This window comes from Galactobacillus timonensis (assembly GCF_900240265.1).
Lineage (GTDB): Bacteria > Bacillota_I > Bacilli_A > Erysipelotrichales > Erysipelotrichaceae > Bulleidia > Bulleidia timonensis.
Genome location: NZ_LT964739.1, coordinates 1093905 through 1120725 on the forward strand (window position 1 = coordinate 1093905; position 26821 = coordinate 1120725).

The 26821-nt window shown below is 43.5% G+C and carries 25 protein-coding genes and 1 pseudogene; 21 read left to right on the top strand and 5 right to left on the bottom strand.

The features are described from left to right. The first annotated feature begins 249 nt into the window (after positions 1 to 249). The 3 genes from C1714_RS05150 (at position 250) to C1714_RS05160 (ending at position 3127) form a co-directional block, all read left to right on the top strand. Positions 250 to 1161: an ORF6N domain-containing protein gene (locus C1714_RS05150; RefSeq protein ID WP_210115258.1), complete on the top strand. Its 912-nt coding sequence runs from the start codon at positions 250 to 252 to the stop codon at positions 1159 to 1161. Positions 1162 to 1186: 25 nt separating this feature from the next. Continuing rightward, positions 1187 to 1405, top strand: a complete 219-nt coding sequence (locus C1714_RS05155; protein WP_102342185.1) for an SdpI family protein — start codon at positions 1187 to 1189, stop codon at positions 1403 to 1405. A gap of 90 nt (positions 1406 to 1495) precedes the next feature. Further along, the gene (locus tag C1714_RS05160; protein ID WP_102342186.1) at positions 1496 to 3127 is read left to right on the top strand and encodes a hypothetical protein; all 1632 of its coding nucleotides are present in this window, start codon (positions 1496 to 1498) and stop codon (positions 3125 to 3127) included. Between the two features lie 553 nt (positions 3128 to 3680). Here the strand turns inward: C1714_RS05160 and C1714_RS14555 are convergent. Next, positions 3681 to 3815, bottom strand: a complete 135-nt coding sequence (locus C1714_RS14555; RefSeq protein ID WP_280951993.1) for a hypothetical protein — start codon at positions 3813 to 3815, stop codon at positions 3681 to 3683. A 109-nt stretch (positions 3816 to 3924) separates the two neighbouring features. On the opposite strand from C1714_RS14555, the gene C1714_RS05165 reads away from it, so the two are divergent. From C1714_RS05165 to C1714_RS05180, 4 genes and pseudogenes are all read left to right on the top strand, one after another. Continuing rightward, positions 3925 to 4674 carry a DUF4230 domain-containing protein gene (locus tag C1714_RS05165; RefSeq protein ID WP_102342187.1) on the top strand — a complete coding sequence of 250 codons (750 nt, stop codon included), beginning with the start codon at positions 3925 to 3927 and terminating at the stop codon, positions 4672 to 4674. 149 nt (positions 4675 to 4823) lie between these two features. Next, positions 4824 to 5852, top strand: a pseudogene (locus C1714_RS05170) (IS110 family RNA-guided transposase); the annotation flags it as partial. 667 nt (positions 5853 to 6519) lie between these two features. After that, positions 6520 to 7728, top strand: coding sequence for a three-Cys-motif partner protein TcmP (tcmP, locus tag C1714_RS05175; RefSeq protein ID WP_102342189.1), 1209 nt, complete (start codon positions 6520 to 6522; stop codon positions 7726 to 7728). Continuing rightward, positions 7729 to 8502 carry a radical SAM protein gene (locus C1714_RS05180; RefSeq protein WP_102342190.1) on the top strand — a complete coding sequence of 258 codons (774 nt, stop codon included), beginning with the start codon at positions 7729 to 7731 and terminating at the stop codon, positions 8500 to 8502. Between the two features lie 740 nt (positions 8503 to 9242). On the opposite strand, the gene C1714_RS05190 is transcribed toward C1714_RS05180, so the two are convergent. The 4 genes from C1714_RS05190 to C1714_RS13970 form a co-directional block, all read right to left on the bottom strand. Further along, positions 9243 to 10634, bottom strand: a complete 1392-nt coding sequence (locus tag C1714_RS05190) for an ISL3 family transposase (RefSeq protein ID WP_102341307.1) — start codon at positions 10632 to 10634, stop codon at positions 9243 to 9245. A 218-nt stretch (positions 10635 to 10852) separates the two neighbouring features. Then, positions 10853 to 11395, bottom strand: coding sequence for a hypothetical protein (locus C1714_RS05195; protein ID WP_102341306.1), 543 nt, complete (start codon positions 11393 to 11395; stop codon positions 10853 to 10855). Positions 11396 to 11732: 337 nt separating this feature from the next. After that, positions 11733 to 13061, bottom strand: a complete 1329-nt coding sequence (locus C1714_RS05200) for an ISL3 family transposase (RefSeq protein ID WP_102342191.1) — start codon at positions 13059 to 13061, stop codon at positions 11733 to 11735. A 9-nt stretch (positions 13062 to 13070) separates the two neighbouring features. Next, a complete protein-coding gene (locus C1714_RS13970; RefSeq protein ID WP_167849939.1) occupies positions 13071 to 13208 on the bottom strand; it encodes a hypothetical protein in 138 nt (45 codons plus the stop codon). Between the two features lie 463 nt (positions 13209 to 13671). Between C1714_RS13970 and C1714_RS14650 the strand changes: the two genes are divergently transcribed. The 14 genes from C1714_RS14650 (at position 13672) to C1714_RS05270 (ending at position 26635) form a co-directional block, all read left to right on the top strand. Continuing rightward, entirely contained in the window at positions 13672 to 13968 is a 297-nt protein-coding gene (locus C1714_RS14650; protein WP_425349048.1) for a DUF6431 domain-containing protein, read from the top strand. Between the two features lie 378 nt (positions 13969 to 14346). Continuing rightward, positions 14347 to 14661, top strand: coding sequence for a DUF6442 family protein (locus C1714_RS05210; protein ID WP_102342193.1), 315 nt, complete (start codon positions 14347 to 14349; stop codon positions 14659 to 14661). A 5-nt stretch (positions 14662 to 14666) separates the two neighbouring features. Continuing rightward, positions 14667 to 14885, top strand: a complete 219-nt coding sequence (locus C1714_RS05215) for a helix-turn-helix transcriptional regulator (protein ID WP_102342194.1) — start codon at positions 14667 to 14669, stop codon at positions 14883 to 14885. Further along, positions 14885 to 15229 (top strand): competence protein CoiA family protein, encoded by a 345-nt coding sequence (locus tag C1714_RS05220; RefSeq protein WP_102342195.1) that lies wholly within the window; start codon positions 14885 to 14887, stop codon positions 15227 to 15229. The genes C1714_RS05215 and C1714_RS05220 overlap by 1 nt, the downstream gene beginning before the upstream one ends. A gap of 85 nt (positions 15230 to 15314) precedes the next feature. Beyond that, on the top strand, positions 15315 to 16562 hold the full coding sequence (locus C1714_RS05225) for a DNA-methyltransferase (protein WP_135567887.1): 1248 nt from the start codon (positions 15315 to 15317) through the stop codon (positions 16560 to 16562). Further along, entirely contained in the window at positions 16559 to 17104 is a 546-nt protein-coding gene (locus tag C1714_RS05230; RefSeq protein ID WP_135567888.1) for a hypothetical protein, read from the top strand. The genes C1714_RS05225 and C1714_RS05230 overlap by 4 nt, the downstream gene beginning before the upstream one ends. Further along, complete coding sequence (locus C1714_RS05235; RefSeq protein WP_102342198.1) at positions 17091 to 19229, top strand: DEAD/DEAH box helicase family protein; 2139 nt, start codon at positions 17091 to 17093, stop codon at positions 19227 to 19229. The genes C1714_RS05230 and C1714_RS05235 overlap by 14 nt, the downstream gene beginning before the upstream one ends. Next, complete coding sequence (locus tag C1714_RS05240) at positions 19204 to 19425, top strand: hypothetical protein (RefSeq protein WP_102342199.1); 222 nt, start codon at positions 19204 to 19206, stop codon at positions 19423 to 19425. Before C1714_RS05235 ends, C1714_RS05240 begins: the two co-directional genes overlap by 26 nt. Further along, complete coding sequence (locus tag C1714_RS05245) at positions 19406 to 21406, top strand: AAA family ATPase (protein ID WP_102342200.1); 2001 nt, start codon at positions 19406 to 19408, stop codon at positions 21404 to 21406. The genes C1714_RS05240 and C1714_RS05245 overlap by 20 nt, the downstream gene beginning before the upstream one ends. 11 nt (positions 21407 to 21417) lie before the next feature. Then, a complete protein-coding gene (locus tag C1714_RS05250; RefSeq protein WP_102342201.1) occupies positions 21418 to 21795 on the top strand; it encodes a hypothetical protein in 378 nt (125 codons plus the stop codon). 13 nt (positions 21796 to 21808) lie between these two features. Continuing rightward, positions 21809 to 23527 carry a sigma-70 family RNA polymerase sigma factor gene (locus C1714_RS05255; protein ID WP_102342202.1) on the top strand — a complete coding sequence of 573 codons (1719 nt, stop codon included), beginning with the start codon at positions 21809 to 21811 and terminating at the stop codon, positions 23525 to 23527. Further along, positions 23508 to 23732 (top strand): ribbon-helix-helix domain-containing protein, encoded by a 225-nt coding sequence (locus C1714_RS05260; RefSeq protein ID WP_102342203.1) that lies wholly within the window; start codon positions 23508 to 23510, stop codon positions 23730 to 23732. Before C1714_RS05255 ends, C1714_RS05260 begins: the two co-directional genes overlap by 20 nt. Positions 23733 to 24015: 283 nt before the next feature. Continuing rightward, positions 24016 to 25176 (top strand): hypothetical protein, encoded by a 1161-nt coding sequence (locus tag C1714_RS05265; RefSeq protein WP_135567889.1) that lies wholly within the window; start codon positions 24016 to 24018, stop codon positions 25174 to 25176. Between the two features lies 1 nt (position 25177). Then, positions 25178 to 26635 (top strand): hypothetical protein, encoded by a 1458-nt coding sequence (locus C1714_RS05270; protein ID WP_102342205.1) that lies wholly within the window; start codon positions 25178 to 25180, stop codon positions 26633 to 26635. Positions 26636 to 26821 lie beyond the last annotated feature (186 nt).

Genomic DNA, 26821 nt, shown 5'->3' on the forward strand with positions numbered 1-26821 from the left:
TACAATTATCGATGAGAATAGTTTATTCCGCCTCGGGATGCCGGGTGGAAGAAAAACAACACCTAATGTTATCATGTTACATAAACATTATGCGGAAATGAGGCTGTGGATAAAAAACAGATGTATCTACTTAAACTTTCCGCAAGAGTTGACCCGCAGAAAAAATCAGAATTTGTACAAGCATGCTTACACAATTAAAGACAGAACTTGAGAAGCCAAATTGGCATCTCAAGATACATGAGGAACGTTATGGATACTGAAATCACAACAGTTGAATCGGCAGAGGTACAGACTGATACAAGGCCGATAAGGGATCTCATCTATATTGTCCGTGGGCAACAGGTCCTGCTGGATAGTGATTTGGCGTCTCTATATAAAGTGGATACGAAAGTTTTTAACCAGGCGGTCAAGAGAAATTTAGCAAGATTCCCTGCGGAATTCCGATTCCAGTTAACGCAGGAAGAATATGATTCTTTGAGGTCACAATTTGTGACCTCAAAGAAGGGGCGAGGCGGAAGGCGATATATGCCATATGTCTTTACGGAGCAGGGAGTAGCTATGCTATCTGCGGTTTTAAGGAGCGATACCGCCATTCAGGTCAGTATTCAGATCATCAATGCATTTGTCGAGATGCGCCGTTTCATTGCGAATAATGCGGCCTTGTTTGAGCGTATTAGCTCTGTAGAATTAAAGCAGTTGGAATACCAGAAACAGACAGATGAGAAGTTCGATAAAGTTTTTGCGTATATTAATGATCATGCGGAGCCAGAGCAGAAAATATTCTTTGATGGGCAGATTTATGATGCATTTGAGCTGCTGATAGCGTTAGTGCAGAAGGCGACCAAGAAAATTGTTCTGATAGATGGATATGTGGATATTGGGACGCTTAATATTCTGGCAAAGAAGAATCCCGGTGTTGATGTGACAATTTATACCTTCAATAATACGCGGCTTAGTAATAGAGATATTTACACGTTTAATTCGCAATATCCAAATCTTACGGTAAAGCACATGACTGCTTTTCATGATCGCTTCCTGATTCTGGATGACACAGTCGGTTACCATGTCGGTGCCTCATTAAAAGATGCTGGGAAAAAGTGTTTCGGAATCTCACAGATTCAGGATGAGCAAACAATACAGGGCATACTGAACCGGTTGTAAATCTGAACCTGTTAGGAGAATAGCTATGACGGGATTCTGGTTTTTTATGTTGATCATGTGCCTTTTGACACCAGCTATGATGATTGGATTTGGAAAATTTTTCATGAAAGGCGGACCAAAACAGATTAATGATGCGTTTGGATATCGAACAACGAGATCTATGAAAAATCAGGAAACCTGGAGATTTGCTCATCAATACAGCGGTAAAAATGGATTTGTTTCCACAGACAGTGGTACCCATTGATTTGTTCCCATGAACTATCAAAACACAAAAAATGAGCAGTTAAGAGGTTTCAAGGCACATGGAAAACGTGTGCCTTCTGGAAAAACGTATATGAGCAGTCTTCTGGAGAAACGGAATCGCGGGGTTGTCATACTGTTTTTTCTTTGTGCTGCGAGCATTCTGGTGAAGATTCATATTGGCTTTGATGTGGATGAGCAGTATGCGTTTTCGATGATGTTCCGCTTTTCACAGGGGCAGATGTATCTGGTTGATCTCTTTGATCCGTATCAGTTTTCGGCGCTGCTGATGACGCCGTTGTTTGCGTTGTGCCGTCTGCTGTCAGAAGTGAATGCGGTTTTTCTGTTCCGGCTGTTCAGCGGGATTCTCTATTTTGCGGGTACGGTTCCGGTGTATCGCTTCGTCTACAGGGAGACCAATGATCAGAAGATTGCGATACTGAGCGGCCTCTTTGTGTTTACGTTCAGTGCGAAAAGCATCATTTCTCTGGAACATTCCAATCTGACGGCGCTGTTTCTTCTGTATGTGCTGATGGATCTGTATGACTATCTGCGCTATGGTAGATTGTCGGCTGCGCTGTTTGCGCTGAAGTCGTTTCTGCTGGCAGTGTGCTATCCGACGATGGTTCTGCTGGTGATGCCGGTACTTGTGCTGTTTTTTTGGGAGAAGGATTACCGGCGTGCGGGAAGGTATCTTCTGTGGTGTGCGCTGTTCGGGATGGTACTGATTGTTCCGGCATTGGTCGGCAATGGTGGATTTCATGGTCTGACTGAGGCGGTTCATATGATTCTTCTGGATGAGTCGCATCAGTATTCGCTGGGGGACAGGATGGATGCCTTTCGCAGTGAGCTGCGTTATGCCTTCAGGTACCTTGCGGGATGTGCGGTGTGTTTCATCGTTCTGCTTGGATGGAGAAGAATCGATAGAAAACCGGTCTTTGGCGGGATGTCGAAGGCGGTCCTGTTCTGCACTGGATGTTTTCTTTTTGCGATGGTTCAGGTGTGGTTCAAGACGGTGATCCCCTTTTACGGCTATTATCGTTATTTCTTCCTGGTGGTGATTGCACTGTACGCTGCATACAGGCGGCGCAGGCGGCCGTTGATTGTATGTCTCTGGGTGCTGATGGCGGCCTTGTTGATTGTGTTTCAGACGACCAACAACGGTGCGCTTTCGGTATGCGGGTTCTGCGGCTTTGCGATGGTAGCTTTGGTTCTTCTGATGCAGGAGGATCCTAAGGGAATAAAGGTGCTGCTGGCATCTGCGATTGTGTGTCAGTGTTCGTATGATGTGCTTTCCTATCGTGTGAGCGGCGGATCTCCGGCTTCGACGCTGCATTCGGATCTTGTGCAGAGTAAAGCTGTGGGGCAGATCTGGATTGAGCCGGCGGATGAGGCATTCTTTGAGCAGTGTTCCAGTGAAACATTGAAGTCGAAATCACAGGACGTCATGATCGGCAGTAACAATTCCTATGCCTATGTTCTGGTGGGCGGCAGCGTATTTGCGCCGACGACCACGGGGACGCCATTCTACGGGGCACAATGGGAAACCTATATTGAGAATGCGGACACGGAAGATTTTGATCTTCTGATTCAGGCCTCCTTTGATGAGGCGGAAAATCTGGTGACGATGGTCAGAAAATACTATGATCTTCAGACTGTTTCATCGGATGGTGATCTGATCCATTACGTGGCGGTAAAAAAGGATTCATCTGATTCGTTTTCATAATGCATCATCGGCAGGCGGCAGACACGGGACTTTGGACGAAATGGCGAAAACGTTCAAAGTCTCGTTTTATGTGCATGAATGTATGGATGAATAGGTCAGAATAGATAGGCGTTTCAAACTACCTCGTCTTTAAAACCTCAATGGTTTCGACAGGATTTGTGATGAAAGGAGGGGCGTCTGCCGCCATTGCAAGGCGCGGTATGTGGATTCAGGAAAAAGTGCCGCTTCTCATCAAAGTCATTGATCCCAGCATTCATTGGAATCAGCCCCGCAGACAGCAATGGTCTGATGCATTTAAGATCACAAAACAGCTCCTTGCGTCAGAAATGTACGCACTCACGATATAAACCGCATCACCGCAGCAGGATAACCGCTTCGGCATCAGTGGAACCAGAGGAAGAAACGGGACAGAAGTTCTTTGTGCTGCGTACATGTGCGGATCAGTGAAAAGCAGCATAATTCGGCCTTGCGAATAGTCTCATCCCATGCACAAGCACGATGGGACCAGCAGAAACAAACAATTATCAACAATCCATCAACAAACTACCCCCAATCAGTCATCAACTGTCATTTCATCTCTTCTATAGCTGATGGCTGTTTTTCTGTTTTCTCGACAGAAATTGTTATATTTCATTTCCATATCTGTACGTGCCTTAACTGGTGGATGAAATTGGCCTTCGTTGTCCATTAATACAGGGTACAATATATTCAACAGGAATAGCGGCTGCATTCATAAAGGCTGACTATCCACTTCGGGGAATTTCGAATCATTTAAGGTTAGGGGGACCGTTTTCTTTATGACAGATGAAACGAAGGACGATGAAGTAATAGAGAAGAGGCAAAACAACAAGAAGCCAAAATTACCAAAGACAGTGAAGATGTCGACTTTTATCATGGTGCTGCTTATTATTGGGCTCGTGATTACGAATGCCATTCTTTTTATAAACAGGCCTTCACCCAACCCTGAGCCGGTTCCGACATCCATTCCACAGCCGACATCAACGCCAATTATAATATCGTCACCATCTCCTTTTTATGTTACTCCTTCAACGATAAGGGAGGTTATTGTGCCAGCAGCTGAGCTGGTTTCGTATAAATATTTTTATACAGACGCTGATGTGTATGAAAAATCTGCTTATGTTTTTAAAAAAGTCAAGGTCCCGTTCTCTACTGATAAGACAGTCTTTACTTATTCTGGTGTAATCAGTGTCGGTGTTAATCTGGACGATACTGAGATTGAAGTTGATGACGATAAGAAGACGATTCAGATTACGCTAAATGAGCCGTATATTATGTCAAACCAGATTGATAACGATACCTTTCAGGCATATGACGTGAAGAATTCCATTTTTACTTCTGTAAACATCAGCGAGTTTGTGGCATTAAAGGACGCGCTTGAAAAAAATCAGGAAGAAAAGTTGATGAAAAATGATGAATTCTGGAAACAGACAAAGATAAGCACAACAAACACTATTTCCAGTCTAATAAACGCTTCCAAAGAGGCGGAAGATTACACAATTTCATACGTCTGGAAAGACAGTGACTGATCATCACAATAATATTCGGGATCAGAGAGGGAATTTCTTTTGATCCCACAAAAGCCGGATTGCGGAATTGTGATCCGGTTTCATATTTTCCGTCGTCTGAATGAGGAAAGGTGAAAATTAATCGCTGAAGAAAGCCGACGCCTCATTACTGGATGAATCTGGGGACGTACATCAAGGACAGCGGAATGATTCTTGCGCAGGTAAATCCGGCTGCGGTCAAAAAGTTAAAGGAACTCGATGACAACGATCCTTCTAAGAATGACCGCAAAGACCCGAAGGTGATAGCAGGACTGGCAAGCGACGGGCGTTATTGCCTCCCTTATATTCCTGAAGGAGTTTATGCGGAAATCAGGGAACTTTCGAATCAGAGAGCCCGTGCAGTGGAAGAACTGGCAAGGATCAAGAACAGAGTAGCCAGATGGTTTTCCATCTACTTCCCGGAATACCTTGACGTGTATGGCAACGTCGACAATGTGACAGGGACGATGATTCTGAAGAAATACCCGCTTCCACAGGACATTGTAGAGGCAGGAATTGATGGAATTCTGAAGGTGTGGAGCGATAACAAAGTGAAAGGAGCAGGCAGAAGAAGAGCAGAGAAATTGTACGAAGCCGCGAAGAACAGCATTGGCCGGAAAGAGGCTCCAAAATCCGCAAGAATGGAACTGATGGATCTTCTGAATGATCTGGAGACGTACAGATCAAGAGAGGATCGAATCATGGAAGAAGTAACTGATCTGCTGTGGCAGGTCCCGAACACCAAAGAGCTGCTCAATATTTCCGGTGTAGGGACGATCTCAGTACTGACGTTTGTGGCTGAGGTCGGAGATATCAGCAGAATCAAGGATGCCAAGGCTCTTCAGAAGCTGGCTGGACTTGCGATCGTAGCAGACAGCTCCGGCAAGCATAACGGAGAGAGCGGGATCAGCTATCGGGGGCGCAAGAGATTAAGGTGGTGCGTATATCAGCTGGCAATATCACTCATTAGCCGCAACAGAGATTTTGCGGCAATCCATGCATACTACACGACGCGTGCAGAGAACCCGTTAAAGAAGATGCAGTCTCTGATTGCAGTAGGCTGTAAAGCAATGAGGGTCTTCTACAAGATTCTGACAACAGGGACCCCGTACGATGGTCGGAAGATGACGTCAGACATTATTCGCCCGGCTGCAGCGTAAGCATCAAAGAAATATGTCACAGGCAGATCTGAGTGCCTGAAGTTCAGACATTGAGATCTGCCTTGTGATCGACGGATGATAAGGCAGTTCAGCATTACCGATAAGCCATGACAGGCTAACGTCCGCTGCGCAAGCAGTGCTGTCGTGGCAAGTCGGCAGATATATTAACCTTGGGACATGATCCCGTAAAAAAGCTTGGCCGACGCCCAGGTTATGGACAAGCGGAACGAAGGAAGTTGGGACCTGCGCAGTATGCAGTGATCCTGGTAGACACGGGAGGTTCGCCGCCATAGAAGCGATGGGAGAACAAGAGCTGTTTATTGAAGAAATAAGACGTTCTTGTTTTCAACGAACCCGTTCTTCTATGATTTCGCATTCAATGTAAGAAATGATCGATTCATAACTATGGCAAGTACTTCGAGGTACATTCAAAAAAGCTTTATTTCAAGCCGAAATGGTCTTGACTTAATAGGGAGGATTTTATACTCACAGAAATGCTTGAAATGACAGATACTGCGAGTATTGTGGAAAGCCAACAATGCTGTTTAAGGAGAAATACCTGAAGGCTTTTAACAAAGTAAACCTAGTGGTACCAGCAGAGGAAGAGGTTTTTCGTTTGAATCAGATGATGAGATGCCGTTTTAATATAGGGATGAGGTGAACCGGAATGTCGAAAAAGAATGATGACTTCTTTGTAGAAAAAAAGCCGTGGTCAAAGGTAAAGGATGAGCTGCTTGGATGCTATCTCAAACCTTATATGTCTAAAGTTCTATACACTGGAAGACCAATCGCATATGTCGATTGCTTTGCCGGTAAGGGTATGTTTGATGACGGCCAGCCCGGCTCTCCTCTCATTGCGCTGGATGTCATGCAGCAGGCACTTGCTTCCACCAAGAAGGATGGTCATCTCAATATTGCTCCGGCTTTTATTGATCTGAATTACGCGGATGACTTGAAAAAGAATCTCGTAATGTATCCTGGAGTCGAGATTGTTTCGGGTGCTTATGAAGACCAGATCGACGATCTGTTAAAAAGCAAAAAAGGCTACAATGTGTTCCTTTACATTGATCCTTATGGCATTAAGGCGCTGGATTGCTCAAAGTTCGATAAATTTGCAAATGGTCAGTTCAGCTCAATAGAATTGCTTATTAATATGAACTCGTTTGGCTTTATTCGCGAAGGTTGTAGAGTAATGGGAAGCTCACTGAAAATGGAGGACTCCTTCTTTGATGACCTTGTAGAATATGAGCCGACTGTTCTTGATGCCTCGGATAAATCCATGCAGGCATTAAATGATATTGCCGGTGGCGATTACTGGGTAGATATCATTCAGCAGTATACGAGTGGGAAAATAAATGGCTACGAGGCAGAGGAATTCTTTTCTGAGCAATACTGTTTAAGGCTGAGGCAAAGTTACAAATATGTGCTGAATATGCCCATTCGGATACATCAAAATCAGCACCCAAAGTACCGAATGATCCACGCCACAAATCATCCGGCGGGGTGTGTATTGATGGCTGAAAACATCTGCAATCGCTGGGAACTTTTGAAGCAGATTCAGGACAGCGGACAGATGTCACTGTTTCAAGAGGATTTCAACAACAATATTATTGACGCAGATCAGATAAGAAGCAGTGTGATTGATCATTTCTCCCAGTGCAGCAATTGGACGTCTCTTACTGAAGCACTTGCTGTATATTTTGTAAAGTATGGAGCAATTTGCAAACCAGGTGAGATTGAAAAAGTTTTAAAGAAACTTGAAAAAGAAGGACGACTTGCAGTAGACCGCCATCCTGCTTATACAAAAAAAGGCCAGCCCTCTTTCTTTATGACAGATGGACATGGAAAAACGGTAAAAGTCAGGTGGGTGAACTAAATGAAGGTAGCTGGATACATAGAAAGAAAGAGTATGCTCTACCAGACGGGCGTCGAGTACGGTGATTATACAATGAATCACGTGCTCGGCTGTTCGCATGGCTGTAAGTACCCTTGCTACGCCTTCCTGCAGAAAAAGCGTTTCGGCCAGATTAAGGATTACGATGAATGGCGCAGGCCCTTCCTTGTATCGAATACAATCGAACTCCTTGATAAGGAAATACCGAAACTAAAGGACAAGATACAGTCTGTGCAGCTCTGCTTCACAACAGATCCGTTCATGGTAGATTATCCTGAAATACAGGAAATGAGCCTCGCAGCTATCAGAAGGCTCAATAGAGACAGCATCAAATGCTGTGTTTTGACAAAGGGGATCCTCCCTATTGAGCTTAAAGATCTTTACAGCGAGAACGAATACGGCATTACGCTAATCTCGCTTGACGAGAAATACCGAGAGAAAGTGGAGCCGGGGTCAGCGCCTTATGCAGATCGACTTGCTGCTTTGAAGGCACTTCATGATGCTAGCTCTAAAACATGGGTAAGCATTGAGCCCTACCCAACACCGAATCTGATCGAACAAAACTTGGAGAAAATCCTTGAGGCAGTGAGCTTCACAGATAGGATTATCTTCGGGCGTACAAACTATAACAAGACAGTCACGGCTTACGCCGAACATATGCATTTCTATAATGAATGCGCGAAAACTGTGATTGACTTTTGTGAGAGCAGAGGAATTGCGTATCACATAAAGAATAAGACGATAACGGAGGAATGAGGAAGGAGGGACGCTGTCTTAGTGGAAAAGTTAATAGACATTGGAAGTGCTCCTGTAGCGCCGCTCCTCGATATTCTTCTTCAGGATAAATCAACAAAGAAGAACATCATCTGGGCGACGGGCACCTAAGAGGAGTACGGCAACGGGTTTACAGATAAAGAGCAGAACGACAGGGATCTGCTCCTGCAGCACGCGGACATCATCAAGCCGCGTATTCAGAAATCGCTGGAAGCGCAGGCTGCGCGAACTCGGAAAAAAGCAGAGGTCTTCACTCCGGCGTGGCTCTGCAATTTGATGAATAACTACAGCGACCAGGAGTGGTTCCGCAGGAAAAATGTTTTTAACATAGAAAAGTACGATCTGAAGTGTGGGTCGGAAAGAAAGGGCCATTCAAGCTTTCATTTCCTGCATGGTAGAAAATCCAGTCGAAACTGATGGAACTAATTCCAATCGGCTCTCCAAAAAGGTTGGGGGAGAAGCCCAAAACCTTGGGGGAGACTTTGGGGGAGAGGCCCTGAAATGACTCTGAAATGAAAAAGGTCCGGAAGCTGCCGGGTTCACAGTGATGTGACCTTTGGCTTCCGGATTTTCGGCGCTTTTGAAATGTGTGGGGTTAGAGTCAAACCGGAGCGATAAATCTCTGGGGTAACTGGCGCCCCATAATCATGAACTCAGCGCCCGAGTCATCTGAAGTAAGACATGACCTTACAACTGGTTTGAACAGCTGTGAGGCCAAGTTTTTATTTCGCCGTTTTTGTGACATTCGAGTGTATCGGGTTCAATGAGTAGGTCGCATCCTTGTCCAGAACGTACATGAGGCGGTTGCGGAATCTGTCCCAGTTGTGATAGCCGTTCGCATTCTTCTTGATGCACTTACAGATTGAGTTTCGGTTTTCAATGATCGCATTGGTCATCCGCTTATGATAGGCATTGGGTTTGCCGGTCTTGGAATCGACCTTGTAGATGTAGCCGTAGGTAGTAAGAGAATTGATGATTTCGGTCCGCCATTTGGTCAGTGTGCTGGCGAAGTGACGCATTTCCGGTACCTGAGACTTCCTGAACTCCGTAATCAGTTCGTTCAGTTTCTGCTCCCTATCGTTGGGCGTGGCGGTCTCATAGTAGTCGTATACTTTTTCTTTCAGATTCCATGACTCCATCAGCTCAGGGCTTATTTTCAGGAGCTTCTCGCGGAGATCATAGTAGTTAATCGGAAATTTGAAATGATTGTTATATCTTCTCTGTCCGTTTGGATCGAACAGCTTCTTACCATCTTTTGTGCTGCTGTCGGAATGCCTGTAGAGAATCCAGTTGAACTTCTTGAGAAGATAGTATTCATCGGAACCTTTTGTGGTTCCTTTCATGGCACGGATTCGAACACTGTCGGTCTGGCGTCCCAGTTCCTGGCAGAGATGGAATCTGTCCACGATACCGATACTGTTCGGGAAACACTTCTTCATGACCGTTCGATAGGTATCGTACATATCGAAGGAACAGGCTTTGACTTTCTTCCGCTCTTCCAGCGGGATCTTCATAAAGTAGCTGAGCAGCCGATCTTCCCGTCTGGAGTTCAGGAAATCAATGGGCGTCTGTCTCTGGAAATCCATAAGAACACAGACGAATTTCTCGCTGTAGTTGCGGAAGGCATAGACTTCATCAAAGCTGATCATCTCCGGCAGAGGTTTCCTGGGAAGACTGACGTGATCATCAAACAGATAGGCAGCTGTGGCAGGAGAGAGATGATACCTGCGCGCAACGGAAGAGAATGTCTCGTTATAGTTCTTCAGATCCGTGAGCACTCTCTGAACCGTGAATGCGGAGATACTCATACTGCCAAAGGAGAATGGATTCTTCTCTGCATAGGTTCGATGACATACCGGACAGACATATCGTCTGGCCCGGTAAAGCAGCGTACATTTACGATCAGAAAGAACACTGTGCGTAATCTTCTTCCAGTAATAATCTTTGATCCTTGGAGTTTTACAGCCGCATTCCGGGCAGGGCTCATAGTGCGGAACGAGCCGGACTGAGATCTGTGCATTTCCATTCAAGTTCTGATACTGGAAGTCCTCCACATCACTGTCTTCCAGGCCGAAGAGCTCCATGATGTCCTCTTTATTCGTGTTAAGAGACATACCGATGACCTCTGATTCTGCAGGGAATCGATTGAATACCGTATACCATGCATGAATTCCTTTCCGGAAAGCCGAATCAAAATGATGAACGAAGGGCTTTTCTTCAAAATGATGAGGTGAAACGTTCCTTCGTTCGGTATTGATCGGCTTTCATCCCTTCTGCCCTCAGAATAGGAACGCAGAGGCTTCTTTGATATTCCTGCTGTGAGAAAAAGAGGTCATGTGAAAACGAGCTGGCAGCGCAGCTTTCTGTTCTGCAGGAACTGCCTGCCAAGCAGGGTAATACAATTCGTGGTTATATCCGTATTGAGGTAAATGCGCCTGGTATTGAGAATACTCTGCCAGTACCGGTTGAACTTCCAGCGGATCAGCCGTACAGCGTCATAGTCAAAGGAATTACCGCTTTCTTCAACGGTAAAGGAACGATCCCCGCATGAAGTAAGAACAGCGGTAAAATCGTCCGCGGTGCGGCTGCTGTAGGGGATCATGAAAGACAGCAGAACTGCATCTGCAGACGAGCCTTTCCGGTAAACACGCTTAATGATCAGTGGCACAGTATGATCAAGAATGGTAAATCTTCTGCTGTACTTTGCGTAATACAGATAGCCATTATTCACAATCAGTTCGGAAACCGACTGATCATAAAAGACCTGAACAGCTCTTGTAATGATTTCCTGTGTGGAAGAATCGTTTGAGGAATGAATCAGGCGATTCTTAACAAACTCCACGAGCTTGTGCAAATGACAATGAATCATGATCATCAGACAGGTCTATAATGGAGTCGCTGGCATGTGCTGGACTGCGAAGGGTTTGGGGATGCCAGCTTTTATTATTGCCAGGAGCTCAACATTCCTCCTTTACCTGAAGGATAGTCTTTTTCATCCAATTCGAACAATACCTGTACAAAAAAAGCAAACCCCAGAGTCTTAAACTTTCACAGACATACATAAAAGATGGCAACCCCATCACCTTGAAATGCAGGTCACCATCCCCTCAAATTTTTAAATATCCGGATTTTCTTGTGGGGCAGTATGACAGAAGAGATGATCCTCTGTCATCGATCTGGCAGGAGTGCTGCGTCAACGACTTTCCTCCGTATTATTTATCTAATGAGGTATCCTGCTTGCCGCTTTGTTTACTGTATGGGCCGCGCTTCTTTCCGGTAGAAGTATGAACGTCTTCGCGGCTGCGAGGTATCGCAAGCATTGGTTTCTGCTCACGTGTTGCCCAAAGGATTCTGTTGCGGGTGTATTCGAAATTACTGACGCCTCTGGATTGTCTTTTGAGATCCTTTGGCAGGACGTTAAATCCCTCCATGGGGCCGTTGGACAGTCGTGTCATCATCTCGTTAGAGTTCTTTCTGTCAGCTCCGGAGATGTAGGTAAAAGAGTTGACGATGTTGTCATGATACGTCTTCAGAGTGACAGCAATCTCCCTGAACATGGAGAGATCACTGTTCTGATAAGTATCAATGATCTTATTCAGATCTTCCGAAGCTCCTTCGGGATCGTTGACGTGTCTCTTATTGAATTGGACATACAATTCTTTGAGGTCACGAATCTTCGAAAAGTTCTTGTCCAGTCCCAAGAAATTCTTCTCATAAACGTAGGGATCAAAGTAATATTCATTTCCGCGTTTTGAAGTACGCCAGCCAGCCGTGAAGTCGATGTCATCATGATTTTTCAGAAGGAAGTAGTCATAACGTCTCAGATAAGTGACCTCGCGTGATTCACGCATCGTCTTATGGCTTGCGTTATTTCTGTAATTCTTTTCTTTCAGTTCCTTTCTGTCGAGCTCCTGATATTTCTTCATGACCATGCGAATATACTGCCTGATCCGGTTGATGATCAGCTGAATCACATGAAAACTATCAACGATCGCAATGGCATTGTAGAAGTATCTCTGCACGTAATTGATATATGGCTTGTACATATCGCAGATCAGATACTTGACGCCTGCACGCTCTTCCCTCGGGATATTGAGGAAGTATTCCTGTGAAGTGCTCTCATAGCGGTTTGGCAGCATATCAATCACCTGACCGCTCTTGAAATCCATGATTACCAGGCTGTACAGATCTCTACGGTCATATACCATGTGAACCTCATCCACACAGATCGCCTCCGTGAATTTCAGGCGGGGCATATTCACGTACTGCATAAATGTTGTCATAACATAGGTATCTGATACATTGAAGCGTTCAGCAACCTGCCTGGCCGTGACATGCAGGTCTTTCATTTCATTTACGATCATGATCGGGACCAGGGAGGTGTTCTGCTTGTAGTCCTCCAGGAAATTGAATCGGTCGTGCGTATAGAAATTACAGTTTCGGCAGTGCCACTTGCGTTCTTTGACGTGCAGAATCAGCTTATAGCCGTCCTGCATGACAGGGTGGTTTACCTTTCGCGCACGAATACCTTTAGATTCCATCCGGCATCCTCATTCAGTGCAGAACATCACCTGATCTTTCTTCTGCAGAGTGACCTCAATAGTGTCGCTGCTTATCTGAACATCGGTGACGTCTGCAGAATCATCACCAAGTCTCAAAATCCTTGTTATACTTTCTTTGTTAATCATCGCTCCTTCGTCGTTGACACAGCAATCACCATGATAGGAGCGAAAAAGAGTGGCTGGCAAGGTATATCCCCGCTGGTCACTCTTTCCTTTTATTCTTGAAATATGTCAATAAAATTCAAAAGAATCCCGGTCCCCCAAAGTTGAATTCAGGAGGTCCCCCAAAGTGGTCCCCCAAACTTCACTCCCCCAAGGATTTTGGAGACCCTGTGTCTTTTGGCTTCCGGATTTTCTTATGGGGCAGTGTGAAAGAAGAAATCATTCCTTTGTCATCGACCCGGCAGGTTTACCATATTGTTGCGCCTCATATGAAATGGCCCTTGGCAGATCAGATTGAATGTCACTGATCTGTTTTTTATAGTGTCACATGCAAGAAAGGAAAAAACCTCAGATGAAGTCCTTTCTATCCTTGCCGATAAACCCTCTGAGGCTGGTCAAAAACCTTGATTAATATCAGCCCATCAGAGTGTTGCGCTGGATAAGTCCGATACTCTTTTTGATTAGGAGTAATGAAACTGTTCCGTGCCCTTTGTGCGGCCATGAGCTTGCCTATCGTGATTCTGTAAAGCGCATTGGCCTTTCCTACGATAGAGATCGAAGAATATATATCATCCGTAGAATGCAATGCACCAATCCCTCCTGTCACAAGTTTCACAGGGAGCTTCCGGATATCCTGGCTCCTTTTAAACATTATGAGTCCATCGTTATTGAAGAAGGTGTAGACGGTACCGTATGTGCTGATGATCCCGTATTCGGCTGCTAACCTAGCGAGAAGACTTTCCGCAGGTGCCAGGAATGGCTGAAAGAAACATTCTCATCATGGTGTTGCTGTCAATAGAAGATCGCTTCGTTTACCACTTATGTGGGCAATGGTGTATGCGATCTTTTATTGTTGTTCTTATTGGTTTTCTATCTGAGGTCAAATTGCTGGAACAGGTATGTTTATTGACGATATTCACCATATCCCGTCTCGTTGTTGGAAAATCACAATCGATGTTGCATGTCATCCCATTAAACCTTTCATGAATGAAATTAACTAGCAGAACAATCAGTGGCAAAGATTGAGATTATTGCATTGACAAGTAAACTTGGCATAACCTAATATGTAAATGCAAACAAAACTTGGCAAAAGGGGGCTGAAATGAAAAACGAAGAAATCTTGAAAAAAGCTCAGGAAGATAATTCTAACGATGAGTATGAACGCACAACAATGGATGCGGGAGATCAGCTCTCATTTGGAATCACATTATTAGCTTGCGTTGTTGTAATGTTCATTAAGTTTATTGCGAACCATCAGTGGGACTTAGGGATAATCTTTATCCTTGCCGCATCATTATCTACAAATTATTTGCTTGAAGGAAAAATTTATGGGAAGAAGTGGAAGAAAATAGTTGGAATCATCTTTGCAATTACTGCGTTGGTAAGTCTGGTTTTCTTTCTTGTGGAGACGATTTGATTACTATGAAATCACATCTTTTATTGAAGAACAGGGTCCATGAGTTCAGAGTCAAAAAGGGATTGTCACAATCTGATCTGGCAAAACTTGTTGGCTCATCAAGAAATACCATTTCGAGTATTGAAACAGGACAGTTTTCTCCATCGGCGTATCTCGCGGCTATTCTTTGTGCAGCTTTAGATTGTAAGTTCGAAGATCTCTTCTATCTTGACGAGGATAAATAATGCAGTTCGCCGTTGACAAAGATGATAAGAGAGTCTGGATTGAAAATACGCATAGTAACCAAGCTTATTTCTGCCCGTATTGTGGAACAGAATTGATCACGAAGAAAGGTGATATTAGAAGGCATCATTTTGCACATCATTCAATTCAATACTGTAAAGATTCATGGATAAGAAGTAACAAGTATGATGAATCCAGCTGGCATTATGAATGGCAGAACGCATTTCCAGAAGAAAATAGGGAAATTAAAATCGAACTGGGCCAGGTAAATCTGTTGATAGTGTTCGGGTCGGGTGAAAAAGGCCATTTGAGTCGGGCGAAAAGGGCTCTTTCTGCCCGCCGCTAACAGCTTGTTTGAAAATAGTAGCGGTTTCAACAGGAATAGATGATATAATATCTTTATCTGAAAGCGCTTTGTTTTAATTGTGAAAGTGAAGAAGACTATGGGTCAGTTTATAAACGGCGAATGCCTGGCAGAGATGAAGAAGCTGCCTGACAATAGCATTGATTTCATATTTACATCCCCGCCGTATGCGGATCAGATTAAGGACTATGGTGCAACTGGTATTAAGATCAAACCGGATAAGTTTGATGCGTGGTTCCTTCCACGAGCAAAGGAAATGTATCGGATTCTTAAGCCGACTGGCAGTTTTGTGCTAAATATCAGCGATAAGCTGGATGGTAAATATCAGAGCATTTATGTATTCAAGCTGGTTGTCATGATGGTAGAACAGGTGGGCTTCCATCTGGTCCGTGATTACATCTGGTATAATCCGGCAACACCGCCGAATATCTTTTCACACGGAACAATGGGACGTACAAAGAAGTCTCATGAATATTGTTTCTGGTTCAGCGAATCTGATGCCTGGACATTCAACATGGATCCAATCAGAAAGCCGTACAGCAACCGTATGGAAGAATTGTTTGCTGCTGGGCCGCAGGGAGACAGAGGAGAGAACAGCCGTCCTTCCCGTCATAGCTTTGATCTGAGCCATCCATGGAAGAACAATGGCGGCGCAGATCCGGGCAGTGTACTTACGATCAGTAACACATCCAGTAATGATACATTCCATCGTCTTTGCAAGCAGTTCGGTGTCAGTCATCCTGCTCGGTTTCCGATGAAGCTTGCTGAATTCTTCATTAAGGCAGGCACCAATGAAGGCGATGTCGTTCTTGATCCATTTGGCGGATCGGGGACTACTGCTATTGCTGCTGAAAAACTTGGCCGGGATTTTGTTTATATCGAGATCAATCCTGATTATTGCAACATGGCCCAGAAATGGCGTGAAGTAGAGTTCCATACGGAAGATGTTTATCAGAAGAATCTTGATGCTTTCTTCTCGCAGATGATACCGCGCTGCCGCTGGAGCTTGCTGCCTTTTGCATTTGTATATGATCTTTATCAGGCGTGGTTTCCGACTGTCGGTCTGTATGAGAAGCCGCAGACGAAAACGGTGTTCTATCAGCATCTGACAGACTATCTGAATGATGATCATAACTGGAAAGTGACGGACGGATACGTATCGGTTAATGAAGACAATATGCCTTTGCCCGAACCGCTGATTGCTGATTATCATCTGAAGAACTGGATGAATAAAGAGTATCAGGGTGATGACGTGAACATGATCTGCAGTCCGAAACTCAAGGATAAGTACAAAGGGATTGAGAGGCGCGTATGAGTATCAGATTACCTCAGAGAGAACTGCACAGGATGTTCATAGAAGATATTGGTGATTACGCAAAAGGTATCGAGAATGATAATCGCAAGCCAATGAAGATGTATCTTCAGTTTCCATTTAATCGTGAAGTGAAGCTTTATATCTGGAACTGTACGGCTCCGCCGGGCGGCAGATCGGAAGATGAATATAAGGTTCAACTGATTATTGATGGTCAGAAACGAGGAGAACGGGCTCATTTTGATGAATCCGACGGTTCAACCGTTTTGATTATCGGCTATGCGACACCGTTTGATGATCCTGAAGACGGCCTCTGGGTTCTGTTCGAACTTGATAAACATCGGGAGTTCGCATATTCGGCAAATATTCAGATTTATCTGCGGCAGCTTCTGAAAGGCTTTGAAAACGATGTATATGTTCATAAGAAGCATAACAAAGAAACCGTTGTGATATGCCGCCGGAAGTTTCTTGTACAGGGTTTGAAGAAACGATTTGACATTGATTATCAGATCATGATGGAGAAAGCGGATCATGGGACTGCGTGATTATAAGTTTAAGCCTGCGTATAACAAGTCAGATGATGATATAGCTGAAGAGTTCTATCTTCCGGCGATGCGCAGCTCTGTAAGATATGACAGAATATCAGGATATTTTGGCAGTACGATCTATATCATTGCCTGGAATGCTTTGAAACAATTTGTTGAGAATGGTGGAAAGATGAGAATCATCTGCTCTCCTGTTCTGTCTGATAAAGATAAAGCTGCTATGAGCGAAGGATATTCGGCTCGGAATGATGAGATTGTGCAGCATTCCCTTGCACAGGAACTGGATGGTTTGTTTGATTCACCGCAGACGGATAAGCCATATCGGGTTCTGGCATGCCTTGTGGCCGAAGGAATTCTGGAGGTGAAAATCGCTGTTCCTCAGACAGGAATGGAACCTGATCTTCAGAGACTGTTTCATGACAAGGTGGGGATCTTTACAGATGCAGACAATAATTCTGTCGGCTTCCGAGGATCTATGAACGAGACTTTTCAGGGATTGTCTGATGATGGGAATTCAGAATCCATTGATGTATTTCCAAGCTGGGAAGATCCACGCGATTCTTTGCGTGCATACAGTGCCGCAATCTATTTTGATAAATTGTGGTGTGGCGAAGAATCTGATGTTCTGGTCTATCAGTTCCCGGATGCATTGAAAAAGAAACTGATTGAAAAGAGCAATGGTTATGACTGGAAACAGCTTACCCAGGAGATCTCTACAGAAATCAATCTGTCGCGGAAATGGCGGTCAGATAAGAAAAATTCAGGTAAAACTCCGAGACCACATCAGGTGCAGGCTCTTGAAAACTGGGTTAAGAACGGACGAAGAGGTATTCTGGAACATGCCACCGGCAGCGGGAAGACATATACAGCTATCTGTGCAATAAGAGATGCATTGAACAGGCATCAGTCTGTACTTGTTCTTGTGCCGTCGAAGGAATTGTTGTACCAATGGCGAGATGAGATTAAAGCAAATATAAAAAACATCGATATTTATTTTCTTCTGTGTGGTGATGGAAACAATCGATGGAAAAGTAACAGGACTTTGTCTTTATGGACGCATTCGGATGTCGATATGAATCGTATCACGATAGCAATCATGGATACTGCCTGTACTGATGCTTTTATTAAAGATGTTGTCCAGGGACCTCATCTTCTGCTTGTGGCTGATGAGGTACACCGCATCGGAAGTCCGGAACATAGAAAGCTTTTTCAGCTTAATGCAGGTGAACGGCTTGGTCTATCAGCAACTCCAAAACGATATGGCGATCCGGAAGGTACTGCTGAGATGCTGGAATATTTTGGAGGTATTATCCAACCTGTCTTTACATTGCAGGATGCAATTAAATCAGGTGTGTTAACAAAGTATTTCTACTTTCCACAGATTGTACATCTGGACGCAGAGGAACAGGACGAATGGAATGAATTGACAAAGAAAATAAATCGGCTGATTGCAATCAGTATGTCTGGAAAATTATCCGATGGTGCTATGCCGGATGATCCGCATTTACAGAATCTGATGATTCAACGATCCAGAATTGTGAAACAGGCACATGAAAAGGTGCCATTGGCTCTTTCTGTTCTGCAAAAGAATTATCAGAATGGGCAGAAATGGATTGTTTATTGTGATGATCAGAATCAACTGACAGAGGTATTGAACCTTCTGCTTGAGAATCATTTCGATGCACATGAATATCATTCAAATATGCTTGGTGACCGTACTTCAACGCTGGAGTATTTCAATAAGGTTGGAGGCATTCTTGTGTCAATCCGCTGTCTTGATGAAGGTGTAGATATACCATCAGTCACGGATGCATTGATTCTTGCGTCTTCCAAGAATCCACGTGAGTTTATTCAACGAAGAGGACGAATTCTGCGTAAGGCACCAGGGAAAGCCATTGCGCGACTATATGATGCAATAGCAGTGCCGGAAGAATCATTTGATCAGAATGACAAAAGCACATCAATTATCGAAGGAGAATTGTCACGTGCGATTGAGTTCGGAGGCAGTGCCGAGAATCCATCATGTGTATTTGATCTGAAGATGATTGCGAGAAGATATGGAATAGATTTTGCTAAAGTCAGCGAAGGAGGATATGAAGATGACGGAGACGAGACAGAATCTTGATGAACTTCTGCAGGCACTTGAATCTGTCAGAGCATCAAAATATCCATATGTTCCTAAGGAACTTGTGGAAAAGGTTGCACTGGCAGAATATACCAATCAGGATGATCGGGCTAAGGCAAGAACAGAAACAATGAAAATCATAGCTGATTATATCAATAACCGGCAGACTGGAGGTGATGGCAGTGCTGCATTTTGATCGGATGAAACTCCAGAATTTTGGACCATACAAGGGTGAGCAAGTCATCGACTTCACGGATCAGTCAGGAGTCACTATTTTCTGGGGAAATAATGGTCGCGGAAAGACAACATTGTTAAATGCTTTCCGGTATGCCCTGTTTGGGGTTATTGAAAGACGGAATGGTGAATTAAAGCATCTGAGTGAGATGGAGAATCAGGAAGCAGCTAAGGAAGGGCATCATGGTTACAGTGTTGTGCTTGTGATGACGAATGACGGAGACCATTATGAACTAACCCGTCAGTTCAAGCCGCGTGCTGGGGTTGTGAATCTGTCCAGTGATGAAGACTATGAACGGGAAACGTTTTTAAGTAAGAATGGCAGCGTTCTTTCTCATGAACAGGGGCAGCATGAACTGAATATGATCATGCCTGAACAGGTGTCTCGTTTCTTCCTATTTGATGCGGAGCTTCTCCAGGAATATGAAGAGCTTGTTGAAGATAACAATGCTGAAGGTGATCAGATTAAGAAAGCTATTGAGAAAATTCTTGGGATGCCAGTGTTACAGAATGGTGTCGGTGATATTCGCGATAGTCTGAACATGTATGAAAGGGATCAGACACGTGCTGCGCGCGCAGACCATAATACCCAGAAGTACAGTGATGAACTGGAACGTCTGAATACAATTATCGATCAGCATCAGGCTGTGATTGATGATAAAGAAGATCAACTTGCTGAGTTAAATAAGCAGAAGGCTTCTCTGGAAACTCAGATGAAGGAAACCGTTCTGCTTCGTAAATGGCTTGAAGAGAAAAAGAGTGCCGAGAAAGATCTGAAGGATGTAACAGAAGAGCTGGAATCCGTCAATGTCGATATTCGTACTGCTTTGAGCACAGCTTGGAAAGGTATGCTGCTGACTACTATCCGAGATGTTCGTGAAAATCTGGAAACTGAGCAGAAATCACTGGAAGACAAGAAACAGAAACGCCAGGTTGCAAATCAGTTCATTGATGCCATGCGCAGAGCTGTAGCCGAAAGGGAATGCCCTGTATGCGGCCAGTCTATTGGTCCGGATATTATTCAGCATTTGCAGGATGAGATTGATGAATCTTCTTCTGATTATAAAGGTCTGAGTGAAACTGAGCGGGATCGTCTTGATGAATTGAATGATGCTCTGAAAGACGCAAGGAGTCTTTCGATGAATGTCACTGACCAGCGGCAGGAAGTTAAGATTCTGGAAGAACGTAAAGCAAAACTTGAGATCAAGGTTACTGAATGCCATAATCGTATTGATGAACTGCAGGGCGATATCAAACGTCATGGAATGCAGGATGATGAGGAAGCCGTTTTAGGACTTTCCAGAAAATATAATCTGGTTGATGCTGATGTAAGGGACGTTCGTGATGCCATTCGCGCTGAGAAGCAGAGAATGGAAGAAGATTCAAACAAGAAGCAGAGCATCATGAAGATGATTGAAAAGAGTTCTGGTGGTGCGGATCTGAACAGAGCTAAGGAAAATTATCATCTTTGCGAAGGTCTGTATATGGTTTTTTCAGAAAGCATGGATCTTTATCGGGATCAGTTGAAGAAGAATGTTGAAAGAGATGCATCTGATCTGTTTGTAAGACTGACAGGCGATCCTGATTATGTGGCACTCAGAATCAATGATAACTATGGTTTACAGATCATTAACAGTAATGGTGATGTCGTACCTGGAAGATCTTCCGGTTACGAGCATCTTGTTGCACTCTCTTTGATCGGCGCACTTCATAAGAATGCTCCTTTGAGAGGACCTATCATTATTGACTCTCCATTTGGTCGTCTGGATCCGACAAACAAAGCCAATATTATACGGGCTCTTCCTACTATGGCAGAACAGTCAATGCTTCTTGCATATAACGGTGAAATTGATCCTCAGGTTGCAAGAAAAGAGCTCGGTTCACATCTGATTAATGAATTTAATCTGGAGCGTGTTACATCGCTTCATACGGAAATTAAGTGAGGTGATTGTATATGGCTGAAGATATTAGAGATCTTGCACTTGCCAAGCACTCATCCAGAGTGGCAACGCATTTGAAAGATGATGGTATATTTGTAGATGCTCTGTCAGCAGCGCGATTCGCAATGGCATATGCAATTAAGTTTTACCAGCGTGATTTTGATACGCTGGATAAACTGGACCAGCTTGGTGCAGCTTATGATACGTCAGGTAATAATTACAGTGTCGGTTCAGTTGACCCGGATGGTTATATCCTGAAACTGATGAACCTTCTGTATCCCGGCATCGAAACACCATATAGGTATGTACGGATTATCATGTGCTATGGACTGAATAAGATCGGAGATCTATATGAGGCTCATCAGTTCCCACCGGTAAATAAGAATATGTGAAGGGAGGAATATCGTGGCAGAGATAAACTGGGCATTACGTGAAGATCCTGCGACGATATGCCTTTTGGAAGATGCAGGAAATAAGATTCATGATTGTTGTCAGATAACTACATTCGGACGCAATCTTATTCATCCTGAACACATTGGAGAATATCTGTATTTTTTCCCTTATGCTGATTCTCCGGGAAAATATTACGGTGAAAAAACAATTGTTCGAGAAAAAGTTCAAGAAAAAAACATACAACCTGATTATAGCTATGCTGTGATGATTGATTCTCAGGTTGAGTTTCAAGTGAATAGGTCTGCCTTAAGGATGCTTTCACAGAAGTATATGCCTGTTTGGCATAGTAGTTCTTACGCGCGCTTTCTATCGGGTAAGACAAGTGCGGTGCTGCAGTTCGTTCGGATTTATAAAACTGATGGTCAACCGCCTGATTCCATATCATCTGAAAAAGGACGCTTGGGAAGCTATCAAGTATTCAAACTTTACGATGCTGAGAAAACTGATGCAAATATTCCAGTTAATGTAACAGAGCCTTTGATTTTGGATAATAGATTTAATTATTTGAAAGATGAAATCATTCATGATCTGAAGGTGGATGGAAGTTTTATTGCAGAATATGACAGCACAGAATCGGGAAAGAAGGCTCTTCGTGACAGAATTTCAGTAGAGCGGGCTTTGAGTGGACGGTACAAAGGCTTACATCAATTATGGACAGATAAGCGCGAGCAGTGGAATGAAGGTAACTTCGATGAATTTCCGGAAGACTTCGATATGGCTCAGCTTGATTATGATGCTATTTATGATGAAGTCATCCGGGTCTGTCCGTCAATGAAGTCAATGATAGAGTATGTTCGAAATATCAAGGCTGCCAGAAAAGGTGAATATGATTATCTTCTTAAAGATGTGCATGAAAATAATGAAAAAGCACAGGAATCAGTTGAACGTATCTTTGATATGTCGTTGAGAAATGCTGTTAAAGCCGCGTTGCAGGCATATAAGCAAGATGGTTTGGATCTTGAAGATGCATTCCAGGAAGCCTGCATTGGGATCTGGACTGCTATCTGGAAGCATCATGATGACGTACAGGTGTTGTTTCCAACATATTGTTCCCGGTGGATCATGCAGGATATGCAGCGGTATCTTCCATATTTTCAACCAAACTGTAAAATGCCGGCGCATTATGTTGAATACACTCGAGGAATTGTAAAAGAGTTGAAAGCAACGGTAAAAAATATTGATTTTAACAGTTTACAGCCGGAACAGTTAAAGGAGATGTTGCTGAAATACACTTCATGTGATGAAGAGAATGCAGAGCGGTTAAGCTGCCTGCTTATACCGCCATTGAACTTTGAAGATGTAGTGAGCCACGGCAATGATGAAGTATTTTCTGATCATGGTCAGCAACTGAAGATTATGGAAGAAAAGGATTTCATGAATTACCGTCTGCCAAAGTTGTTATCAGCTTTATCGGAACGCCAGGAAGAGATTCTGAGAATGCGTTGGGGGCTGAATGACGGTCACGAGTATACATTAGAAGAAGTTGGTAGAAAATTCGGTATTACCAGAGAACGGGTTCGGCAGATTGAAGCAAAGGCTATTAGACGCTTACGATATCGTATCCCGGCAGAGGTATATGATGTTTATGGATTGGAAAAATCGACTGAACCTAAACAGAAGAGAGGCAGGCCTAGAAAGAGAGGAATAGAAAATGCCGAGGAAAAAGCGTGATGCAAGATACATGAATCTCTATATTGCGTCGGATGCTGCAAACATGGTCGATGCATTTTCTAAAGAAACCGGCATTCCGAAGTCACGGATTGTTGAAAATGCGGTCCGGGAATATATGAAGAATCATGTGGTCAGTGATCCGGATGGTGAGCGTTATGTAGTCGAAGCCGCTGCCTCGGATAGATCTGACATTATTAACAGATAAGAGATAGGCTTCTGTCTAATATGGCAGGCTCTCCAAAAAGGTTGGGGGAGACTTTGGGGGAGAGGCCCTGAAATGACCCTGAAATGAAAAAGGTCCGGAAGCTGCCGGGTTCACAGTGATGTGGCCTTTGGCTTCCGGATTATTACGATAGAAGATTTTGCTGCTGGAAATTATTCACTTTGAAAATAAGCATCAAAAACCAACAGGTTGTTAAATTTACCGAAAACTTGATTGACTGAAACATCACATGAGAACCTTTGGGAGTCGGATGGGGGAAGGCAACATGATCGTATTAGCTATTATTCTTGTTGGATTAGTTATAGCTGTCATATTGGCATATTTTCATTCAAAGCATTACTGGAAAATGGTGCAAAGCTATCGGTGGAGACAATTGCAGCCACAGATTGAAATAATAGACAATATCTACAGTAGAACTTCTGGTGAGGGCGGGAAGATTGGATTGTTTGAAAAAGGATCAGTAAAAAAACAATTGTATGAATGTGAAGAAGCGTTTGATAATTTTCTGGATTTTTGCAAGTCCAAAGATCTAGAACTCCCGGATGAGTGTCAACAGATTCGTGAAGAAATTGACTCATCTACAGAAGTGCTTGACCCACAGAAAGCACTTCATAAAAAACTGGAACAAGAAAAAAAGAAATACGATGAAACATATGAAATGGTGGATTCAGCTGGTAACAGATTACTGGAGGAAAGAAAGAAAAATATTGAGCTGATTGATAGGGCAGAGAAAATCATAAATAGCATAGCATCGCATCCTAAATCATTTGACGATAATATCGGTAAATCAGTTATTGAAAAGAAAAATTTCAATGGCAGTGAGGAATATCAGAAACAAATTGAGATGGATCTAAAGAAAACAGGGGGTGGAGTTGCGGCAGGAATTGCAGCAGGTGTGGGAGTGGCAGGTTTGGCACCTACAGCGGCGATGTGGATTGCAACAACCTTTGGAACCGCATCGACGGGTACTGCAATATCTGCACTGAGCGGCGCCGTCGCTCAAAATGCAGCTTTGGCGTGGCTTGGCGGAGGAACTCTAGCAGCAGGAGGCGGAGGAATTGCTGCTGGACAAGCATTCCTGGCATTAGCCGGTCCGGTTGGATGGGGAATTGCTGGAACCTCGATCTTAGCCAGTGTGCTTATCACTTTAAACAAGAAGAACAACACTATTGAGCAGGAAAAACAGGAAATATCTCAGATACAAAAATGCACAGAAGCACTTGAAGAACTCCATGCAAAAATTGATTCGCTTTATTCTGAAACTTGTACACTGAGAATGAAACTTGAGGCGCAGATTCAAAAGTGTGAGGCATTATGCGGAAGTGACTATACTTCGCTTTCAGATGAAGAACAAAGATGCCTTGGCGCATTGGTAAATAATGTACTGGCGTTGTCTACTCTTTTGAATAAGACAGTTAGTGAGTGATATGAAGTTTTCGAAAATTTCAGAGAGCAACCAGGAACAGGCGGTTGCGGCATGGATTAATTATCTCAACCAGGTTCGCCTGGATCATCTGATGGAATCTCTTAATAATCAAAATGTTAATCTTCAAAATGCCATGGATTCCGTTGATGAGGCGATGGATGAGATTGACAAATATATAATTGGGCGTAATCGTGGCGGTGCGAAGGGAATGCACGGTTTCATTGCTGAAGTGGCTGAATGCGGAGTAGGAAATGCCCGCAGGCAAATACTCGGTAAAATGCCGAATTATCAATGGATAAATGATAATGGTCCGGTAGATTTAGTGAGAGACGGTGTAAATATTCAGCAAAAATTTGTTCAGTTTGGAAATCATCTGTCACTGGAGGCGATTGCACAGCATTACAAAGAGTACCCATGGTTTCTCACAAAAGGCGGAAAGTACCAGATTCCAAAAGATCACTATGAGAAAATTTTGCGTTTACTTTCCATGTCTGAGAAGGAAGCAAATAAACTTCCAAAAACTGATGGTGATGTTACGTTGAAACAATGGAAAGAAGTTCATGAATTTTTTGCACGTGGAGATATCAAGGTTCAAGACTTGGAGCCTTCAGAATTTGATTACAATGATGTTCAGGCTGGCAAAATTCACGATACTCTACAGTGTGAAAAAAATGAATTAAAAAAGCAGGATAAGGAAATACGTAGCAAAGCATATGATGCAAGCAAACCAAACTTAAACCAGGCTGTTAATGCAACTGTAGTTGCGGCAGTGGCTGAAGGTGGAATGACTTTTATCAGTGAGATAGTTCGAAATATTCGATCCGGCAAGAAAGTCAATGACTTTTCAAATGATGATTGGAGTGAAATATTAAGACGGTCAGGAATCAGCTCAGTAAAAGGTGGAATACGCGGTGTGACTATTTATGCATTAACTAACTATACGGCCACACCGGCAGCGGTTGCCAGTGCGCTGTGTACAGCATCATTTGCAATCGCAGAGCAAGCTCACTTGTTGAGGACCGGGAAAATCAATGAGACAGAATTTCTGGAAAATTCACAAATAATAAGTCTTGATAGCAGTGTCAGTGCATTGTCTTCGTTTATTGGCCAAGCGGTTATACCTGTGCCGGTATTAGGAGCAGTGATTGGAAATTCCGTTGGGATGTTCGTATATCAAATTGCAAAGGATAACTTGTCGAAGAAAGAGATGCTGCTTGTAGATAAATATCTTAAAGAACTTGATTCCGTTAATGCCGAACTTGAGGAAAGGTATCGAATTTATATAAACAAGTTAAACTGCGCAATGACAAAGTACTATGAAATCCTCAATACAGCATTTTCTCCAAATTATGCTGAGGCTTTCGACGGATCAATCATGCTAGCAGAATTCGTTGGGGTTCCGACTGAAAAGATCCTTAAAAACAAGCAGGAAATAGATCAGTACTTTTTAGAATATTGAAATGTCTTATATCTGCTGCTGATGAATGATCCAACCATTAATCCCCCACTTGAAGTGGGGCGAACGGAATAAGCAGTAGCTTTGACAGGAGCACCAAAAGAAAAACCTTGCTTTATCATGAAAGTGGGTCTAGTCAACCACAATCATAGAAAGGCAAGGTAGTCCAATNCAACCATTAATCCCCCA

Excerpts from the sequence above, each read along its gene's own strand:
- C1714_RS05190 (WP_102341307.1), bottom strand. The coding sequence starts at position 10,634 with ATGTCTCTTAACACGAATAAAGAGGACATCATGGAGCTCTTCGGCCTG.
- C1714_RS05265 (WP_135567889.1), top strand. The coding sequence starts at position 24,016 with ATGATCGTATTAGCTATTATTCTTGTTGGATTAGTTATAGCTGTCATA.
- C1714_RS14555 (WP_280951993.1), bottom strand. The coding sequence starts at position 3,815 with ATGGACAACGAAGGCCAATTTCATCCACCAGTTAAGGCACGTACAGAT.
- tcmP (WP_102342189.1), top strand. The coding sequence starts at position 6,520 with ATGTCGAAAAAGAATGATGACTTCTTTGTAGAAAAAAAGCCGTGGTCA.
- C1714_RS05235 (WP_102342198.1), top strand. The coding sequence starts at position 17,091 with ATGGGACTGCGTGATTATAAGTTTAAGCCTGCGTATAACAAGTCAGAT.
- C1714_RS05230 (WP_135567888.1), top strand. The coding sequence starts at position 16,559 with ATGAGTATCAGATTACCTCAGAGAGAACTGCACAGGATGTTCATAGAA.
- C1714_RS05245 (WP_102342200.1), top strand. The coding sequence starts at position 19,406 with ATGGCAGTGCTGCATTTTGATCGGATGAAACTCCAGAATTTTGGACCA.
- C1714_RS13970 (WP_167849939.1), bottom strand. The coding sequence starts at position 13,208 with ATGATTAACAAAGAAAGTATAACAAGGATTTTGAGACTTGGTGATGAT.
- C1714_RS05180 (WP_102342190.1), top strand. The coding sequence starts at position 7,729 with ATGAAGGTAGCTGGATACATAGAAAGAAAGAGTATGCTCTACCAGACG.
- C1714_RS05215 (WP_102342194.1), top strand. The coding sequence starts at position 14,667 with ATGAAATCACATCTTTTATTGAAGAACAGGGTCCATGAGTTCAGAGTC.
- C1714_RS05160 (WP_102342186.1), top strand. The coding sequence starts at position 1,496 with ATGAGCAGTCTTCTGGAGAAACGGAATCGCGGGGTTGTCATACTGTTT.
- C1714_RS05260 (WP_102342203.1), top strand. The coding sequence starts at position 23,508 with ATGCCGAGGAAAAAGCGTGATGCAAGATACATGAATCTCTATATTGCG.
- C1714_RS05240 (WP_102342199.1), top strand. The coding sequence starts at position 19,204 with ATGACGGAGACGAGACAGAATCTTGATGAACTTCTGCAGGCACTTGAA.
- C1714_RS05270 (WP_102342205.1), top strand. The coding sequence starts at position 25,178 with ATGAAGTTTTCGAAAATTTCAGAGAGCAACCAGGAACAGGCGGTTGCG.
- C1714_RS05150 (WP_210115258.1), top strand. The coding sequence starts at position 250 with ATGGATACTGAAATCACAACAGTTGAATCGGCAGAGGTACAGACTGAT.
- C1714_RS05210 (WP_102342193.1), top strand. The coding sequence starts at position 14,347 with ATGAAAAACGAAGAAATCTTGAAAAAAGCTCAGGAAGATAATTCTAAC.
- C1714_RS05165 (WP_102342187.1), top strand. The coding sequence starts at position 3,925 with ATGACAGATGAAACGAAGGACGATGAAGTAATAGAGAAGAGGCAAAAC.
- C1714_RS05195 (WP_102341306.1), bottom strand. The coding sequence starts at position 11,395 with ATGATCATGATTCATTGTCATTTGCACAAGCTCGTGGAGTTTGTTAAG.
- C1714_RS05220 (WP_102342195.1), top strand. The coding sequence starts at position 14,885 with ATGCAGTTCGCCGTTGACAAAGATGATAAGAGAGTCTGGATTGAAAAT.
- C1714_RS05200 (WP_102342191.1), bottom strand. The coding sequence starts at position 13,061 with ATGGAATCTAAAGGTATTCGTGCGCGAAAGGTAAACCACCCTGTCATG.
- C1714_RS05250 (WP_102342201.1), top strand. The coding sequence starts at position 21,418 with ATGGCTGAAGATATTAGAGATCTTGCACTTGCCAAGCACTCATCCAGA.
- C1714_RS05155 (WP_102342185.1), top strand. The coding sequence starts at position 1,187 with ATGACGGGATTCTGGTTTTTTATGTTGATCATGTGCCTTTTGACACCA.